This window comes from Polaromonas sp. C04, assembly GCF_002002705.1.
Taxonomy (GTDB): domain Bacteria; phylum Pseudomonadota; class Gammaproteobacteria; order Burkholderiales; family Burkholderiaceae_C; genus Rhodoferax_A.
In genome coordinates this window covers 91,278-108,085 of the sequence record NZ_MUNS01000041.1, presented here as the reverse complement: position 1 = coordinate 108,085, position 16,808 = coordinate 91,278, and the positions used below count along the sequence as shown (strand labels likewise).

General features: G+C 67.3%; 14 protein-coding genes. 8 read left to right on the top strand and 6 right to left on the bottom strand.

The window, feature by feature from the left end; all coding sequences use genetic code 11:
* Nucleotides 1–155 precede the first annotated feature (155 nt).
* The gene (locus B0E49_RS16920) at nucleotides 156–1,163 is read right to left on the bottom strand and encodes a fumarylacetoacetate hydrolase family protein (RefSeq protein WP_077563550.1); all 1,008 of its coding nucleotides are present in this window, start codon (nucleotides 1,161–1,163) and stop codon (nucleotides 156–158) included.
* Nucleotides 1,164–1,282: 119 nt separating this feature from the next.
* Between B0E49_RS16920 and B0E49_RS16915 the strand changes: the two genes are divergently transcribed.
* The 5 genes from B0E49_RS16915 to purU all read left to right on the top strand — a co-directional run bounded on the left by B0E49_RS16915 (nucleotide 1,283) and on the right by purU (nucleotide 5,440).
* Entirely contained in the window at nucleotides 1,283–2,089 is an 807-nt protein-coding gene (locus B0E49_RS16915) for an IclR family transcriptional regulator (protein ID WP_077563548.1), read from the top strand.
* A gap of 14 nt (nucleotides 2,090–2,103) precedes the next feature.
* On the top strand, nucleotides 2,104–3,267 hold the full coding sequence (locus tag B0E49_RS16910) for a DUF3108 domain-containing protein (RefSeq protein WP_077563546.1): 1,164 nt from the start codon (nucleotides 2,104–2,106) through the stop codon (nucleotides 3,265–3,267).
* Between the two features lie 113 nt (nucleotides 3,268–3,380).
* A complete protein-coding gene (locus B0E49_RS16905; protein ID WP_077564172.1) occupies nucleotides 3,381–3,686 on the top strand; it encodes a BTH_I0359 family protein in 306 nt (101 codons plus the stop codon).
* A gap of 11 nt (nucleotides 3,687–3,697) precedes the next feature.
* Nucleotides 3,698–4,504 carry a ChaN family lipoprotein gene (locus tag B0E49_RS16900; protein WP_077563545.1) on the top strand — a complete coding sequence of 269 codons (807 nt, stop codon included), beginning with the start codon at nucleotides 3,698–3,700 and terminating at the stop codon, nucleotides 4,502–4,504.
* An 87-nt stretch (nucleotides 4,505–4,591) separates the two neighbouring features.
* Nucleotides 4,592–5,440 (top strand): formyltetrahydrofolate deformylase, encoded by an 849-nt coding sequence (gene purU, locus B0E49_RS16895; RefSeq protein ID WP_077563543.1) that lies wholly within the window; start codon nucleotides 4,592–4,594, stop codon nucleotides 5,438–5,440.
* 37 nt (nucleotides 5,441–5,477) lie between these two features.
* Here the strand turns inward: purU and B0E49_RS16890 are convergent, their stop codons facing one another.
* The 5 genes from B0E49_RS16890 to B0E49_RS16870 form a co-directional block, all read right to left on the bottom strand.
* Nucleotides 5,478–6,254 carry an enoyl-CoA hydratase-related protein gene (locus B0E49_RS16890; protein ID WP_077563541.1) on the bottom strand — a complete coding sequence of 259 codons (777 nt, stop codon included), beginning with the start codon at nucleotides 6,252–6,254 and terminating at the stop codon, nucleotides 5,478–5,480.
* A 62-nt stretch (nucleotides 6,255–6,316) separates the two neighbouring features.
* Nucleotides 6,317–7,165, bottom strand: a complete 849-nt coding sequence (gene asd / locus B0E49_RS16885) for an archaetidylserine decarboxylase (RefSeq protein ID WP_077563539.1) — start codon at nucleotides 7,163–7,165, stop codon at nucleotides 6,317–6,319.
* 55 nt (nucleotides 7,166–7,220) lie between these two features.
* The gene (locus B0E49_RS16880; RefSeq protein WP_077563538.1) at nucleotides 7,221–8,501 is read right to left on the bottom strand and encodes a DUF445 domain-containing protein; all 1,281 of its coding nucleotides are present in this window, start codon (nucleotides 8,499–8,501) and stop codon (nucleotides 7,221–7,223) included.
* Nucleotides 8,502–8,584: 83 nt separating this feature from the next.
* The gene (locus B0E49_RS16875; RefSeq protein ID WP_077563536.1) at nucleotides 8,585–9,718 is read right to left on the bottom strand and encodes an aminotransferase class V-fold PLP-dependent enzyme; all 1,134 of its coding nucleotides are present in this window, start codon (nucleotides 9,716–9,718) and stop codon (nucleotides 8,585–8,587) included.
* A gap of 90 nt (nucleotides 9,719–9,808) precedes the next feature.
* A complete protein-coding gene (locus B0E49_RS16870; RefSeq protein WP_077563534.1) occupies nucleotides 9,809–13,159 on the bottom strand; it encodes a carboxyl transferase domain-containing protein in 3,351 nt (1,116 codons plus the stop codon).
* A 137-nt stretch (nucleotides 13,160–13,296) separates the two neighbouring features.
* Here B0E49_RS16870 and B0E49_RS16865 point away from each other — a divergent pair, with 137 nt between their 5' ends.
* The 3 genes from B0E49_RS16865 to B0E49_RS16855 all read left to right on the top strand — a co-directional run bounded on the left by B0E49_RS16865 (nucleotide 13,297) and on the right by B0E49_RS16855 (nucleotide 16,776).
* A complete protein-coding gene (locus tag B0E49_RS16865) occupies nucleotides 13,297–14,256 on the top strand; it encodes a TAXI family TRAP transporter solute-binding subunit (RefSeq protein WP_077563532.1) in 960 nt (319 codons plus the stop codon).
* Between the two features lie 73 nt (nucleotides 14,257–14,329).
* On the top strand, nucleotides 14,330–16,387 hold the full coding sequence (locus B0E49_RS16860; RefSeq protein ID WP_077563530.1) for a TRAP transporter permease: 2,058 nt from the start codon (nucleotides 14,330–14,332) through the stop codon (nucleotides 16,385–16,387).
* Nucleotides 16,384–16,776 carry a DUF1850 domain-containing protein gene (locus B0E49_RS16855; RefSeq protein WP_077563528.1) on the top strand — a complete coding sequence of 131 codons (393 nt, stop codon included), beginning with the start codon at nucleotides 16,384–16,386 and terminating at the stop codon, nucleotides 16,774–16,776. The genes B0E49_RS16860 and B0E49_RS16855 overlap by 4 nt, the downstream gene beginning before the upstream one ends.
* The last annotated feature ends 32 nt before the right edge of the window (nucleotides 16,777–16,808 follow it).

Below are 16,808 nucleotides of genomic sequence, written 5' to 3'. Positions count from 1 at the left end.
TAGCGTCCGTGCGCGTTAGCTGTACAGCGGAGCGAGCCCATGCCGGGCCTACGCTATGCACGTGCCGAGGCATCACGCTTCGGCCCGGCCCCCAAGGGGGCTGAACTTGCTCGGGGCGGCCCTTCGCGGCGTTCGCCCCCCGTGCGCTGCCCGGCTTATGCAGGTGCCACGATCTTCTGGTCGATGGCGCCGAACACGCTTTGGCCGTCACGGCCCTTCATCTCGATGCGGATGGTGTCGCCGAACTTCATGAATTCGGTCGTGGGCTGGCCGTCCTGGATGGTTTCAATGCAGCGCTTCTCCGCAATGCAGCTGTAGCCCTTGGGCCATTCGGTCTTGCCATTGACCTGCACGCCCTTGTTGCTCACCGTGCCCGAGCCGACGATGGCGCCGGCGCGCACATTGCGCGTCTTGCAGATGTGGGCAATCAGCTGGCCGAAGTGGAAGGTCATCTCGGGGCCGGCGTCGCACAGGCCGACCTTGCGGCCGTTCCAGGTGGACTGCATCGTCAGGTGCAGGCGACCCTTGTCCCAGGCCTCGCCCACTTCGTCCAGCGTCACGGCCACCGGGCCGAACGCGGTCGCGGGTTTGCTCTGGAAGAAGCCAAAGCCCTTGGCGAGTTCGGCCGGGATCAGGTTGCGCAGCGACACGTCGTTCACCAGCATCAGCAGCCGGATGCCGTCCAGCGCCTGCTCGGGACTGGCGCCCATGGGCACGTCGCCCGTGACGACGGCAACCTCGGCCTCGAAGTCGATGCCGAAGGCTTCGCTGGGCACCACCACGTCATCGCAAGGGCCGATGAAGTCATCGCTGCCGCCCTGGTACATCAGCGGATCGGTGTAGAAGGTGGCGGGCACCTCGGCGTGGCGCGCGGCGCGCACCAGCTCCACGTGGTTCAGGTAGGCCGAGCCGTCGGCCCACTGGTAGGCGCGCGGCAGCGGCGCCATGCACTGCGCCGGGTCGAACGGGAACGCGTGGCGCGCGCGCCCGGCGTTGAGCGCGTCGTACAGGTCCTGCAGCTGCGGGCTCAGAAAGCCCCAGTCGTCCAGCACCTGCTGCAGATGGGCGGCGATGCCGGTCGCATAATGCGCCGCCGCGAGGTCGCGCGAGACGACGACCAGCTGGCCGTCGCGTGAGCCGTCTTTGTAGGTGGCAAGTTTCATGAAAATGGAGTTCCCGTCGAGGTGAATGCGCTACGGCGCGCCGATTGCGTGTAAATTACGCATTGTTAAATCGATTTAACTAATCGAAATTTTGATCAACGCCGGGAATTCTAGTTTAAATGACCAAAGAGCGCGCAGGGATTCAATCGGTCGAGGTCGGCTTTGCCCTGCTCGACGTGCTGGCACGCGCCGCGCGGCCACTGATGCTGCGCGATCTGGCCGCGGCCGCCGGCATGAGCGCGGCCAAGGCGCACCGTTACCTGGTGAGTTTCCAGCGGCTGGAGCTGGTCACGCAGGACGCCGGCAACACCCGCTACGACCTCGGCCCGGCCGCGCTCCGGCTGGGCCTGGCTTCGCTGTCACGGCTGGACGCGGTGAAGCTGGCGCGCGAGCGCGTTGGCGCACTGGTGGAGCAGATTGGCCATACGCTGGCGCTGGCCGTGTGGGGCAACCACGGCCCGACCATCGTGCACTGGGAGGAGTCGTCGCAGGCGGTCACCGTGAACCTGCGCCTGGGCGACGTGATGCCGCTGCTGACCTCGGCCACCGGGCGCTGCTTTGCGGCCTACCTGTCGACACAGACCCGTCTCGACAAGATCGCGCTCCTGCTGCAGGAAGAACTGGCGCACGCCGCGAAACTGCCGAACCTCTCGGGGCGCAGCGATCTGCCGACCACGATGCCCGAAGTGCAGCGGCTGCTCGGCGAGGTGCGCGAGCACGGCATGGCCCGCGTGATGGACACCCTGCTGCCGGGCATCGTGGGCTTTTGCGCCCCGGTGTTCGATTCCGACGGCCACATGGTGCTGGGCATGGTGGCACTGGGCTCGGCCGCGACCTTCGATCCGGCCTGGGACGGAGCCGTGGCCACGCCGCTGCGCGCGGCCGCCGCGCAACTCTCCAGTGATCTCGGGTACGGCGGCGGGTAGCGGAGCGAGACGGCGTGCGCCCGACCCGTTCCACCCGGATCCTGCCGCTGCTGGCGCTGACCGCGGCGGTGCTGCTCGCGCATTTCGCGCTGCTGCAGGCAGCACCAGGCACGATGAGCCCGCAGGAGCCGGCATGGGCGCGCCCCTTCAGCACGCGTGCGATCGAGACACCGCCGGTCGCGCTGACGCCTGCACCAGCGCTGGCGCCAGCGCCCGAGACGGCATCGACGGCCGCAGCGCCGGCAATGGCCGCCGCCGCGCCGCCACCTCGCCGCGGGGCGCGCGGCGTCACGCCAGGCCGCGCCTCATCCGAGCGACCGGTCCAGGACTCGGGTGATGTCTCGAAATTCAAGAGAAATACGGCAAAACCCCATACGGAGTCTTCACATACAGCTATCCATTCAGTAGCGTCTGCTGGGCCGCCGGCACTCACGTCGCCTGCCGGGGCACCGCTTGATGCCACGCCCGCGACAACGACCACAACGCCGCCCGCGGCCACGCCGGCACACAGCCTGCAGGCCGCGGCGTTCAAGGTCCCGGCATCGGCGCGACTGCACTACGACGTGCGCGCGCAGGCGCGCGGCCTGTCGCTCGACGCGCTGGGCGAACTGCTCTGGCGCCACGACGACGGCGCGTACGAGGCACGGCTGGACCTGACCCTGCCCCTGCTCGGCACGCGCAGCCAGACCAGCGTGGGGCGCATCACGCCCGAGGGGCTGGCGCCCACGCGCTTTTCCGACAAGGCGCGCAGCGAGTTGGCCGCGCATTTCGAGCGCGCGACCGGTGGCGTGGGCGGCAAGATCATCTTCAGCGCGAACACGCCCGAGGCGCCGCTGCTGCCCGGGGCGCAGGACCGGCTCAGCGTGTTTTTGCAGTTGGGGGCCATGCTGGCCGGCGCGCCCGACCAGTACCCGAGCGGCACCACCATCAGCCTGCAGATCGTGGGCCCGCGCGACGCCGATACCTGGCTGTTCACCGTGGGCGATATGGAGCAGTTGCGCCTGCCCATTGGCGAGCTCGGCGCGATCAAGCTGACGCGGAACCCGCGGCGCGAATTCGACTCCAAAGTGGAGATGTGGCTGGCGCCTTCCATGGGTTACCTGCCGGTGCGCATCCGCTTGACGCAGGCCAACGGCGACCGGTTCGACCAGCGTTTGCGCGCGAGCGACAGCCCTTAATGGCCAAAACCTCCCGGATTTCACGAAAACGCGGGATTTCGCGGCCGCTGTCCCCCTTGAAACCGGCTCAAACGTTGTTAACTGTAGTGATGACGTTTCAGGACACCAAAATCATGCAAATGCTCTACGACTCAGAATCCTTCGTGGTGGTCCACGTGCTCCCCGACGCCGAACTGCAAAGCGCGGCCGGGGACGAAGTGCATGCCGCGCCAGCGCCCGGCATGCCGTCGCTGACACGCCACGGTTTCGAGATCGTGGACAAGCGCTCGGGCAAGGAGGTGTACCTCGACGGCTCGTGGGCCGAACTGTTCCAGCAACAAATCTCGGCCTGGCAGGCCAACACCCCGACCCAGGAAGAGGTGGAAGACACGCTCGAGGGCTACGCCGAACTGGCCCAGAACCCCGTCATCCTGCACTGAACACGGTGCGCATGCGGCTCGCGCTGGCACTGGGGGCCGTGGTGCTGGCGTCCTGCGCCGGCACGGGCCCGAACACCGCGCAACGCATCGATGCACTGCTCCCGGCCGACGTGATTTTGCTGGGCGAGCAGCACGATGCGCCCGAGCACCAGCGCATCGAGCGCGACGTGGTCCGGTCGCTGGCCGCACGCGGCGTGCTGGCGGCGGTCGCCATCGAGATGGCCGAACAGGGCAACACCACCACAGGACTGGCACCGGGCGCGAGCGAGGCGCAGGTGCAGGCCGCGCTGCACTGGCGCAGCGCCGGCTGGCCCTGGGCCGCCTACGCTCCGGTGGTGATGGCGGCCGTGCGCGCCGGCGTACCCGTGCTGGGCGCGAACCTGCCGCGCAGCCAGATGGCGGGCGCCATGGCCGATCAAAGCCTCGACAGGCAACTGCCCGGCCCCGCGCTCAAGGCCCAGCAGCAGGAGATCCGCATCGGCCACTGCGGCCTGCTGCCGGAAAACCAGATCTCTCCCATGACCCGCATCCAGGTGGCGCGCGACAGGGCCATGGCGCAGACCGTTGCCGGCGCACACCAGAGCGGCCAGACCGTGCTGCTGATTGCCGGGGCCGGGCACGTGCGGCGCGGGCTCGGCGTGCCGGTCTATTTGCCTGCCGATTTAACATTAAAAGTGGTCGTAGCCCAGGCAGGTCAAGGGCAATCAGCTATTGATTCAGGAGCAGATGCCGTGTGGAAAACCGCTGCGCTGCCGCTCAAGGACCCTTGCGCTGAACTGCAGCGCACCCTGCAGGCCACGCCGCCTCCGCCTCGATAAGCCGCAAGGCCGTGGGCGTGAGTGCCATGGCGCGACCAGGCCTGGCTGCGCGGCATGGCCCCCTCATGCTGCGACAATTCGGGCTCTATGAATCACGTCTATATCCTGACCCTGTCCTGCCCTGACCGGCTGGGACTGGTGCACGCCGTCTCGGGTTTTTTGCTCGAGCGCGGCGGCAACATCGAAGAAGCCGCCCAGTACAACGACCATGGCACCGGCCTGTTTTTCATGCGGGTGCAGTTCGCCTGCGACCGGCTCACGCACGCGGAACTGTGCCAGCAGCTGCGGTCTTTTGCCGAGCCGTTCAAGATGCAGTGGCACCTGCACGCCACCGCGCAACCGGTACGCACGGTCATGCTGGTCAGCAAGGAGGGGCACTGCCTCAACGACCTGCTGTTCCGCTGGAAGTCGGGCCTGCTGCCGCTGGACATCCGCGCCATCATCTCGAACCACCGCGACTTCTACCAGCTGGCGGCCAGCTACAACGTGCCGTTCCACCACATCCCGGTCACGCCGGCCACCAAGGCACAGGCCGAGGCCCGCGCTTACGAGATCATCGAATCCGAGGGCGCCGAGCTGGTGGTACTGGCGCGCTACATGCAGATCCTGTCGGACGAGCTGTGCACCAAACTGGCGGGCCGCGCCATCAACATCCACCACTCGTTTCTGCCCAGCTTCAAGGGCGCCAAGCCCTACTACCAGGCGCATGACCGCGGTGTCAAGCTGATCGGCGCGACCGCCCACTACGTGACAGCCCATCTCGACGAGGGCCCGATCATCGAGCAGGACGTGGCCCGCGCCGACCACAGCAAGACCGTGGAAGACCTGACCGCCATGGGCCGCGATACCGAGAGCCAGGTGCTGGCGCGCGCCGTGAAATGGCACAGCGAACGCCGCGTGCTGCTGAACGGCCACAAGACCGTGGTTTTCAAATAGCTTCGTTTAACTGGCCCCCGCGCTTGTCGCTGGGTGGCTATGGGCGCTGGGTGTACTTCGCGGGGCGCTTTTCCAGAAAGGCACGGATGCCCTCCTGGGCGTCGGGCGTGAGCGAGGCCGTGGCCATGCGCTCGACCGCAAAGGCATAGGCCTGATCCTGCGGCAGATCGATCTGGCGATAAAACCCCTGCTTGCCCCAGGCCTTGGACAGCGCGCTGCCGCGCGTGGCCCGATTGATCAAATCCAGCGTCGCGGCGTCGAGCTGGTCGGGCGCCACCGCCTTGTTGATCAGGCCCCAGTCGGCCGCGGTGGCGGCATCGATCGCGTCGCCCGTGAGCGCCATTTCCAGCGCGCGCTTGCGCCCCACGTTGCGCGCGACCGCGACCAGCGGCGTGTGGCAAAACAGCCCCGCCTTGCCGCCCGGAATGGCGAACGAGGCGGTATCGGCCGCCACCGCCAGGTCGCAACTCGCGACCAGCTGGCAGCCCCCCGCCGTGGCCAGCGCATGCACGCGCGCCACCACCGGTTGCGGCAGGGCCTGCAACGTGTTCATCATCTCGGTACAGACGGCGAACAATTCGCGTGCCTGCTCTAGCGTGGCGCCGGCCATGTCCGCAAAATTGTGGCCCGCGCTGAAGACCGGCCCGTTGGCCGCGAGGATCACGCCCAGCGCCTCGGTGCGGGAAATCGCGCGCAGGGCCTGCGTCAGCTCCCGCATGACGTCCAGTGCCAGCGCATTGCGCTTGTCCGGACGATTCAGCGTGACGGTGGTGATGGGGCCGTCAGTGGCGACCAGCAAGTGTTCGTAGTTCATCGAAACATTGTGGCAGAACGCCTGGTTTTCGGCGCGCTGCGAGCGGGCGCCGCACGGGGACTCTAGGCAGCCAGATCGGCCATCTTTTCACCCAGGCGAATGGCGCGGCCGGGCTGCCACGCGGCATTGAATTGAAGCGGCCCCTTGGGAAACAGCAGCACCACGGTGGAGCCGAGCAGGAAGCGGCCCATCTCATCGCCTTGCGTCAGACGCACATCGTGGTCGCCGTACTGCCATTCGCGCACCGGCCCGCCGCGCGGCGGGCTCACGACGCCATGCCAGACCGTCGCCATGCTGCCGACCACGGTGGCACCCACCAGCACCAGCACAAACGGGCCGTGCTTTGATTCAAACACGCAGACGACGCGCTCGTTGCGCGCGAACAGGCCGGGCACGCCGCGCGCGGTGGCCGGGTTCACCGAGAACAGCGCGCCCGGTACGTAAATCATGCGCATCAGGCGGCCAGCACAGGGCATGTGGATGCGGTGGTAGTCCTTCGGGCTCAGGTAGAGCGTGGCGAAATGGCCGTCTTCGAACTGCGCGGCCAGCGCCGCATCGCCACCGACCAGCGCCGTCGTCGAATAGTGATGCCCCTTGGCCTGGAAAATCCGGTCGCGCTCGATCGCGCCGAACTGGCTGATCGCGCCATCCACCGGGCAAATCAGGTCGGCGCTTGCCAAAGGCCGCGCACCGGGCTTCAGGGCCCGCGTGAAAAAGTCGTTGAAGCTGGGGTAGCTGGCGATATCGGGATCGGCCGCCTCGCTCATGTCGACGCCGTATTTGCCGACAAACCAGCGGATCAGGCCGGTGGTCCAGCGCCCGCCACGGCTGGATGCGACGATACCGGCAAAAGCCGTGAGTGCGCGCTTGGGCAACAGGTACTGCGGCAGCACGGAAAGGCGATCAGGCAAGGCAGCGACCGGTAGTGGCGAATGGGGGCGTATTCTACCCAGCGCACGCCGGGCGTCATCCCCGCAGCGCGCGAACCAGCTCGGGCAGGTGCGACAGCGCAAACAGCACCAGCCCGATCACACCGCCCACCAGCGTGCCGTTGATGCGGATGTGCTGCAAATCCTTGCCGATGTTCAGCTCGATCAGGTGCGACATCTCCTGCGCATCCCAGCGCTGCACGGTGTCCTGGATGTGCTGCGCCACGAACTGCGACACCTCGGGCGCGAGCGTATGCACCCAGTCTTCGAGGCGCTGGTTCAGCGACGCGCGCAAGTCCGCATCCTGCGCCAGCGACTGGCCCAGCCAGCGGCCCATGGCGCCTGCGTTGCGCGCGACGAGTGATTTCTCGTTGGCCAGGTCGCGCTTGAGTGCAGCGCGCATGCCCTGCCATTGCCCCTGCACATACGTGCCGAGCGTGGCGTCATGCTGCAGGTAGCGGCGGATTTCTTCGCCCTTGCGTGCGAATTCGGGGTCCGTACGCAGCCTGTCGATCAACTGCTGCACCGCCGCGTCGAACTTTTCGCGCAGTTGATGGCGGGGGTTGTGCGCCACGTCGGCCAGCAGGCTCTCCAGCGCGTGGGCGGCCATGCCCGCGCCCTGCTCACCCAGCCAGGCGGTGGGCAGCACTTTTTCCGTGTGCGGGTGCTCGCGTTTGACCCATTGCACGATGGCCTGCGCGATGAGGCTGCGCGATGGCGGCTCCTGCAGAAGCTGCGTCAGGTGCGCCAGCGCACCGTCCAGCAGCGCCTGGTGGCGCCCGTTCTGCGTGAGCGCCGCGAGCACGGTGGCCATGGAGCCGGGCAGGTCCATCTGCCCGATCAGCGCGCGCGCGGCGCGCTTGATGAAGCGCTCGACCTGCGCGTCCTCCACCATGTCCAGCGCCGCCGACAGCAGGCGCACGGCCTGCCGCCCCAGCAGGCCGGCATGGCTTGGTGCCGTGAGCCACTGCGCCACCAGCGCCACCGGGTCGTGCCGGCGCATCAGCGTGACGAGCGAAGGCGGGTCGAGGAACTTGTCGCGCACGAACACCGCAAGGTTTTCGCCGATGCGGTCCTTGTTGCGCGGAATGATCGCCGTGTGGCGCGCGATAAAGGGAATGGGAATGCGCCGGAACAGCGCCACCACCGCGAACCAGTCAGCCATGGCGCCCACCATCGCCGCTTCGGCCATGGCCTTGACGATGTCCACGCCCAGACTGCGCGGCAGCCAGCTGGTCGTCACAAACACGGCCGTCACGAGCAGCAGCAGTCCCAGCGCCTGGCGCTTGGAACGCGCCAGTTCAGCCGGCTTGTCCATGCGGGGCAACTCCTTGTCGGTCAAAGGTGCGGCAGCCCGGCGCGCCGCCGTGAGGCCCGGGCCTGCCGCGGGATGCGGCAGACTTACCGCGGCGCCACGCGGTCCAGCGCCGCGGCCAGTTGCCCCACCGTGCGATCCACGTTGTGCCATTTTTCCAGGCCGAACAGGCCGATGCGAAAGGTGCTGAAATCGGGCCCCTCGTCGCACTGCAGCGGCACGCCGGCGGCGGTCTGCAGGCCGGCCTCGATGAACTTCTTGCCGTTCTGGATGCCGGGGTCGGTGGTGTAGCTCACGACCACGCCCGGCGCCTTGTAGCCCTGGGCCGCCACGCTCGGGAAGCCGCGCGATTCGAGCAGCGCGCGCACCTTGGCGCCCAGCTCGGTCTGCTCCGCCTTGACCTTGTCGAAGCCATAGTCGCGGGTTTCCAGCATCACATCGCGCAGCCCTACCAGCGCGTCGGTGGGCAGGGTCGTGTGATACGCATGCTGGCCTTTTTCGTAACCCTCGGCGATCTGCAGCCACTTCTTGAGGTCGCATGAGAAGCTGGAGCTGGTGGTGCCCTCGATGGCCTGGCGCGCGCGCTCGCCGAGCATGACCATGGCGCAGCAGGGCGAGCTGCTCCAGCCCTTTTGCGGCGCCGAGATCAGCACGTCCACGCCGTTGGCCTGCATGTCCACCCACATGGCGCCCGAGGCGACGCAGTCGAGCACGAACAGCGCGCCCACCGCGTGCGCGGCCTCGGCCACGCTGCGCAGGTAGTCGTCGGGCAGGATGATGCCGCTGGACGTCTCCACGTGCGGCGCGAACACCACGGCGGGCTTCTCCGCGCGGATGGCGGCGGCGACCTCGGCGGCCGGCGCGGGCTGCCACGGCGCCTGCGCGCCCTCACCCACGCGGCGCGCCTTGCAGACCACGGCGCTGGCGCCCATGCGACCCGCCTCGAAAATCTGGCTCCAGCGGTAGCTGAACCAGCCGTTGCGCACAATCAGCACCTTGCGGTCGTTGGCGAACTGGCGCGCCACGGCCTCCATGCCGAAGGTGCCGCTGCCGGGCACGATCACGGCGCTGTGCGCGTGGTACACGTTTTTCAGCGTCGCGATGATGTCCCGCATCACACCCGCGAAGCGTTTGGACATGTGGTTGAGCGAGCGGTCGGTGTAGACCACGGAAAATTCGAGCAGGCCGTCAGGATCGACGTGGGGCAACAGGCCGGGCATGGGTATCTCCTTTGTCAGTGAGAGGGGCGCGGGCCGCACAAGCCCCGCCATCGGGCCTCTCAGCTTAGCACGCACCTCGCCAGACCGCCCTCACCAGCAGTCGACAAAGCGCGCACCGGGCGCTGCCGGCACGACCTTTGACGCGGCCGCCGACGCCAGGCCGCGGACCAGCCACGCGCGCGTCTGCGCCGGGTCGATGACGGCGTCGATCTCCAGCGTCTGCGCCATATTCGTGGCCTGGCCGTTGGCGTACTGCTGGTCCACCAGCTTCTGGTACAGCGCATCGCGCTCAGGCCCGGGCTTTGCTGCCTCCAGCTCCTTGCGAAAGCCCAGGCGCACGGCGCCTTCCAGCCCCATGGCGCCGAACTCGCCGGTCGGCCAGGAGACGGTGAACACCGGCGCGTCGAAGCCGCCGGCCGTCATGGCCTGCGCGCCCAGGCCATAGCCCTTGCGCAGCACCACGGCAAAGAACGGCACGGCGAGGTGCGCGGCGACCACGAACATGCGGCACACATGGCGCACCTGCGCCTGGGCCTCGATGTCGGGGCCGACCATGAAGCCCGGGGTGTCGGTGAGCGACACCATCGCCAGGCCGTGCGCGTTGCACAGCTGCATGAAGCGCGCGGCCTTGTCGGCGGCATCCACATCGATGGCGCCGCCCAGGTGCCGCGGGTTGTTCGCGAGGATGCCCACGGGGCGGCCTTCGATGCGCGCCAGCGCGGTCAGGATGCCGGCGCCAAAGCCCGCGCGCAGCTCCAGCAGCGAGTCGCTGTCCACCAGCCCTTGCATGACGCTGCGCATGTCGTACACGCGCAGGCGGTTCTCGGGCACTGCATGGCGCAGCGCGCGCTGGTCGGCGCAGGTCCATGGCTGCACGGCGGGATCGATCGGCCCCTGGAAATACGACAGGTAGCGCTTGGCGGCGCGCACCGCTGCAGCCTCGTCTTTTACAAGGATGTCGATCACGCCATTGCCGGACTGCACGCTGCTCGGGCCGATCTGCTCGGGTTTGAAACTGCCCAAGCCACCGCCCTCGATCATGGCCGGGCCGCTCATGCCGATGTTGCTGGCCTCGGTGGCGATGATGACATCGGCGCAGCCCAGCAGCGCCGCATTGCCGGCAAAACAGCGCCCGTGCACGATGCCGACCACCGGCACCTGGCCCGACAGCGCGGCAAAGCGGCTGAAGGTGTGGTTGTTGAGCCCGGCCACGATGGGCATGTCGGTATCGCCCGGGCGCCCGCCCCCGCCCTCGGCAAACAGCACCACCGGCAGCCGCAACTGGTGCGCCAGGCCCAGCAGGCGGTCGGTCTTGTGGTGGTTGCGCATGCCCTGCGTGCCGGCCAGCACGGTGTAGTCGTAGGCCAGCACCGCGCAGCGCGATTGCTCCGCGCCGAACAATTTGGCATTGACACTGCCCAGGCCCGTCACCATGCCGTCGGCCGGCGTGTTGGCCACCAGGTCTTCCAGCGAACGGCGCCGGGTTTGCGCGGCAATCGCCAGCGCGCCGTACTCGATGAAGCTGCCGGGGTCGTCCTGCAGGTCGCACAGGTCGGCGATGTTTTCGCGCGCGGTGCGCCCGCCCTGCGCGTGGCGCCTGGCCACGGCGGCGGGGCGGTTCGCATCGAGCGTGAACGCGTGGCGGGCGATGACCTGCTGCAGGTCGGGGCGGATCTGCTCCAGATCGAGGCTGCGGGCGGCCTCGGCAATGCCCGCGGCGACCTCCATCGGCTCCAGCAGCACGAGGGGCTGGCCTTCCACGAGGTGGTCGCCCGGCGCGGCCCGGATCTCCACCACGCGGCCGGGGGCATGGGCCAGCAGCAGGTGCTCCATCTTCATGGCCTCCAGCACGGCGATCTGGCCGCCGGCGGGCACCACATCGCCGACGGCCACGTCGAGCTGCACCAGCTTGGCCGGCATGGGCGCGCGCACCGCGCTGAGTCCGTCGTCGCCCTGCCCGGATTCAACACCAAATGAAGCTGTAGCCCTTACCCCATCTGCACTGGCAGCTCTATTTTTTGTAGCATCCTGACTATCAATCGCTTGCGCTGCGGCCAGCAGCTCCGGCAGGTGCGCCTCGACGAAGCGCGTGTGCACCTGCTGCGCATCGAACTCGGGACGCTTTGCCAGCGCGCGCAGCAACGACAGATTGGTGGCCATGCCCTCGATGCGGCATTCCGCCAGCACCCGGCGGGAGCGGCGCGCCGCGTCGGCAAAGTCGGTGCTGCGCGAGCGCACGATCAGCTTGGCCAGCAGCGTGTCGTAATGCGGCGATGGCGCAGCGCCGGGGTAACCCTGCGTGTCGACCCGGATGCCGGGGCCCGAGGGCATGTCGAAGCGCACCAGCGAGCCGCCCGAGGGCCTGGCCTGGCCTTGCGCATCCAGCGTCTCCGCGTTGACGCGCCATTGCACGGCAAAGCCCTGCGCGCGCGGCGGCGCCTTGGCGTCAAACCCCAGCGCCGCCAGGCTCCGGCCCGCCGCCACCTGGATTTGCAGCTGCACCAGATCGAGCCCGGTCACTTCCTCGGTGACGGTGTGCTCCACCTGCAGGCGCGGATTGGCCTCGATGAAGACAAAGGGCAGATCGCTTGTGTCTTCGTCGACCAGAAATTCGAAGGTGCCCAGGCTGCGGTAGCGCACGGCCTGCGCCAGCTTCAACGCCGCCTGTGTGATTTGCTGCCGCAGCGTCTCGGTCAGTGAGGGGCTCGGCGCCATTTCGACCAGCTTCTGGAAGCGCCGCTGCAGCGAACATTCGCGCTCACCCAGCGACATCACCTGCGTGCCGTCGCCGATGATCTGGATTTCGATATGGCGCGCGCGCGTCATCAGGCGCTCGACATAGACGCCCTCCACGCCGAAGGCCGCACGCGCCTCGGACACGCAGCGCGCATAGGCTTCGGGCAACTCTGCCGCCTGCAGCACGGCGCGCATGCCACGGCCGCCGCCGCCACCGATCGCCTTGATCATCACGCCGGCACCCAGCGCGCCAGCACGCTGGGCCGCAAAGAAGGCCTGGGCCTGGGCCAGCGTGACCGCGCCCGCACTGCCGGGCATCAAGGGCACGCCACACTGCCGGGCCAGCGTGCGGGCGCGCGCCTTGTCGCCGAACAGCGCGAGCTGCTCCACCGTGGGCCCGATGAAGGTGAGGCCGGCGTCCAGGCAGGCTTGCGCAAAGTCGGCGCGCTCGCTCAAAAAACCATAGCCCGGGTGCACCGCATCGCAGCCGGTTTGCCGCGCCAGCGCGATGAGGCGGGCAATGTCCAGATAGGCAGCGGGCCCTGTGGCGTCCAGCGCCAGTGCTTCATCCGCCTGGCGCACATGCAGCGCCTGCGCATCGTCCGGCGCATAGACGGCGACACTGCGGCTGCCCAGATCGTGCACGGCGCGCACCAGCCGCAGCGCGATCTCGCCGCGATTCGCAATCAGGATCTTTTTGAACACAGGGTTTCCTTCAGGGTTGGTGTGTTCGACTTTACCGAGACCCGCATCACCGCGCTGGCGGCCCGCACATCGTGCAACTATTGGCCCATAGAATGCACAGGGCTTATTGCCTTTCTCACCTACTCAAGGAGACAACAATGAAGTTTGGATTTTTGCGCGCACTGCTGGCCCTGGCCGGCGCGACCCTGCTGGCAGCAGCGCCGGCACAGGCACAACAGCAATTTATCACCGTGCTGACCGGCGGCACCAGCGGCGTGTATTACCCGATGGGTGTCGCACTGTCGCAGATCTACACCAAGGCGATGCCGGACGCGAAATGCACGGTGCAGGCGACCAAGGCTTCTGCGGAAAACCTCAACCTGCTGCAAGCCGGACGCGGAGAAGTGGCCTTCACGCTCGGGGACTCGTTGTCCGACGCCTGGCGGGGCAATGCTGACGCCGGCTTCAAGACGCCCCTGAAAAAATTGCGCGGCATCGCGGGCATGTATCCGAACTACATCCAGATCGTGGCGTCGGCCGATTCAGGCGTGAAGACGCTGGCCGACCTGAAGGGCAAGCGCATCTCCGTGGGCGCGCCCAAATCCGGCACCGAACTCAATGCGCGCGCCATCTTCAAGGCCGCCGGCCTGACCTACGCCGACTTCGCCAAGGTGGAATACCTGCCCTTTGGCGAGTCGGTGGAGCTCATGAAGAACCGCCAGCTCGATGCCACGCTGCAATCGGCCGGCCTGGGCGTCTCCTCGCTGCGGGACCTGGCAACGTCGGTGAAGATCGTGATCGTACCGATCACGGCGGACGTGATCGCGAAAGTCGGGGATCCGGCCTATCAGGCCGGCGTCGTCCCGGCCAACACCTACGAAGGACAGGCCGCGAGCGTACCAACCGCATTCGTGCAGAACTTCCTGGTCACGCATGAAGGCGTCCCCACGGACACCGTCTACAAGATGACCAAGGCCATGTTTGAGAACCTCGACCACCTGGTCGCCGCGCACGCCGCCGCCAAGGCGATCCACAAGGAAACAGCGCTGGTAGGCATGCCGCTGCCGCTGCATCCGGGCGCCGAGAAGTACTACCGCGAAATCGGTTTGATCAAGTAAGCCAACCTGTGGCCTTTGCGGGCGGGCCGCCGCGCCCGTCCGCCGGCCACGACACGCCAGGAACCAATCGGACATGACCTCCCTCCATACGCCTGCCGACGAATTTCAGGAGCACGGCGCACAACGCACGCTCAGCGGCACCGCGCTGAAGATCGTGATCGGCGCGGCGCTGACGTTCTCGACCTATCAATTGATCGTCGCCGGCTTCTCGCCGCTGTCGTCGCTGACCATGCGCTCATTGCATGTCGGCTTCCTGCTGCTGCTGACCTTCCTGATGTACCCCGCATTGAAGAGCGGCAAGCTGACCTCCATCGTGTGGTACGACTGGCTGCTGGCCGCCGCCGGGTTCGCGCTGTCGTTCTATCACTGGATTTTCGAGGCCGACCTGATCCAGCGCTCGGGCGATCCAACCACCGCCGATCTGGTGGTCGGCACCATCATGGTCGTGCTGGTGTTCGAGGCCACGCGCCGGATCCTCGGACTGGCCCTGCCCCTGGTGTGCGGAACATTCCTGCTGTATGGCCTTTTCGGCCAGTACCTGCCGGGCCCGCTCGCGCATCGGGCCTACGGGTTTGACCAGATCGTGAATCAGCTGTGGCTGGGCACCGAGGGCATTCTGGGCATCCCCGTCATGGTGTCTGCGACCTATATCTTCCTGTTCATCCTGTTCGGCGCATTTCTCGAGCACGCCGGCATGATCAAGCTGTTCAACTCCGTGGCGCTGGGACTGGTCGGCAGGGCCAAGGGCGGGCCGGCCAAGGTGGCGGTGATCTCGTCGGGCTTCATGGGAACCATCTCGGGCTCCGGCGTGGCGAACGTGCTGACCGTCGGCCAGTTCACGATCCCGCTGATGAAACGCTTTGGCTACAGCTCGATCTTTGCCGGCGCGGTCGAGGCCACGTCTTCCATGGGCGGCCAGATCATGCCACCGGTCATGGGGGCGGTGGCGTTCATCATGGCCGAGACGCTGAACGTGCCGTATGTGGACATCGTCAAGGCGGCCGTGATTCCGGCGATCCTGTATTACGTGACGGCGTTCTGGATCGTGCATCTGGAAGCCGGCCGCATGGGGCTGGTGGGTCTGCCGAAAGACCAGTGCCCGAGCCCGGTGAAGGCGCTCAAGGAAAGCTGGTATCTGGTGCTGCCGCTGGCAGGTCTGGTCGGCATGCTGTTTCATGGTTTCACGCCGATGTTTGCCGGACTCACCGGCCTGGCGCTCACCGTGATCCTGATTCTCGGCGCAGCCGTGGCAGCGCGCCTGTCGGGCACGGCGTTTCGCTACGTGTTCTGGCTGGCCCTGGGCCTGGCGGCGGCAAGCTTTGTCGAGTTTGGCATTTATGCGATCCTCGCCGTGATCGCACTGCTGGTGCTGCTTTGTTTCAGGGTCAAGGGCGGTCGTGACACCCTGCGTGCGGTGCGCCTGAGCCTGATCGACGGCGCCAGGCAGGCGTTGCCGGTCGGCGTCGCCTGCGCCGTGGTGGGTGTCATCATTGGTGTGCTGACCCTCACGGGCGCCGCCTCCAGCTTTGCCGGATTCATCCTGACCGTCGGTGAAAAAAGCCTGTTCCTGTCGCTGTTTTTGACCATGATCGTGTGCCTGATCCTCGGCATGGGAATTCCGACCATCCCGAACTACATCATCACCAGCTCGATTGCGGCGCCCGCGCTGCTCAGCCTGGGCGTGCCGCTGATCGTGTCGCACATGTTCGTGTTCTATTTCGGCATCATGGCGGACCTGACGCCGCCGGTGGCGCTCGCAGCATTTGCCGCGGCATCGATCGCCAAGGCGTCACCCATGCGTATCGGCTTCAAGGCAACCCAGATCGCCATTGCCGGCTTTGTCATTCCGTACATGGCGGTCTATACGCCCGCGCTGATGCTGCAGGGCCACTGGACGGTGGTGGCGGTGCTGTACATCGTGGGCAAGGCGCTGCTGGCCATCGCCTTGTGGGGCGCAACGGCCGTTGGCTACCTGCTGGCGCCTTTGAAAATCCACGAGCGGGTATTTACCGGCATCGCCGCGCTGATGCTGGTCACGGCGGGCACGCTGAGCGACCAGATCGGATTCGTGATGGCGGCCATTTTCATCGGCTGGCACGTCTGGCAACGGCGCCGGCTGGCGGTTGCATGATCGCGGTGTGCCTGGCCGCGGCCGGCCTGGCCATCAGCCTGCCATTGCAGGCGTTCACGCTGAACTGGACCCATTCGATCGAAAAAATCCTTTGGGAAGAGGATTACCAGGTCGTCCAAACGGCCGGCGGCGCACGCCTGCAACTCACCGAAGCGCGCATCCGCGGCTCCGGCGCCGGCATGGAGCCGCCGCCCGATGCCGTGCTGAAGAACGGCGTATGGCATTACCGCCCGCCGCTGGCGCCGCTCGAGCGGCTGCATCTGACGCGCTCGGACTATGTCGCCGATTACCAACTCTGCTGGGGCGGCAAGTGCCATCCCCTGGCAGAACTGGTTGGCCCACCGTCGGCGGCGCCGCTGGTCGACGTGTCTGCATGCCCCTCGTCCTGAGTTCCCTGTCCGGGAGAGTACCCAAGTCGTCC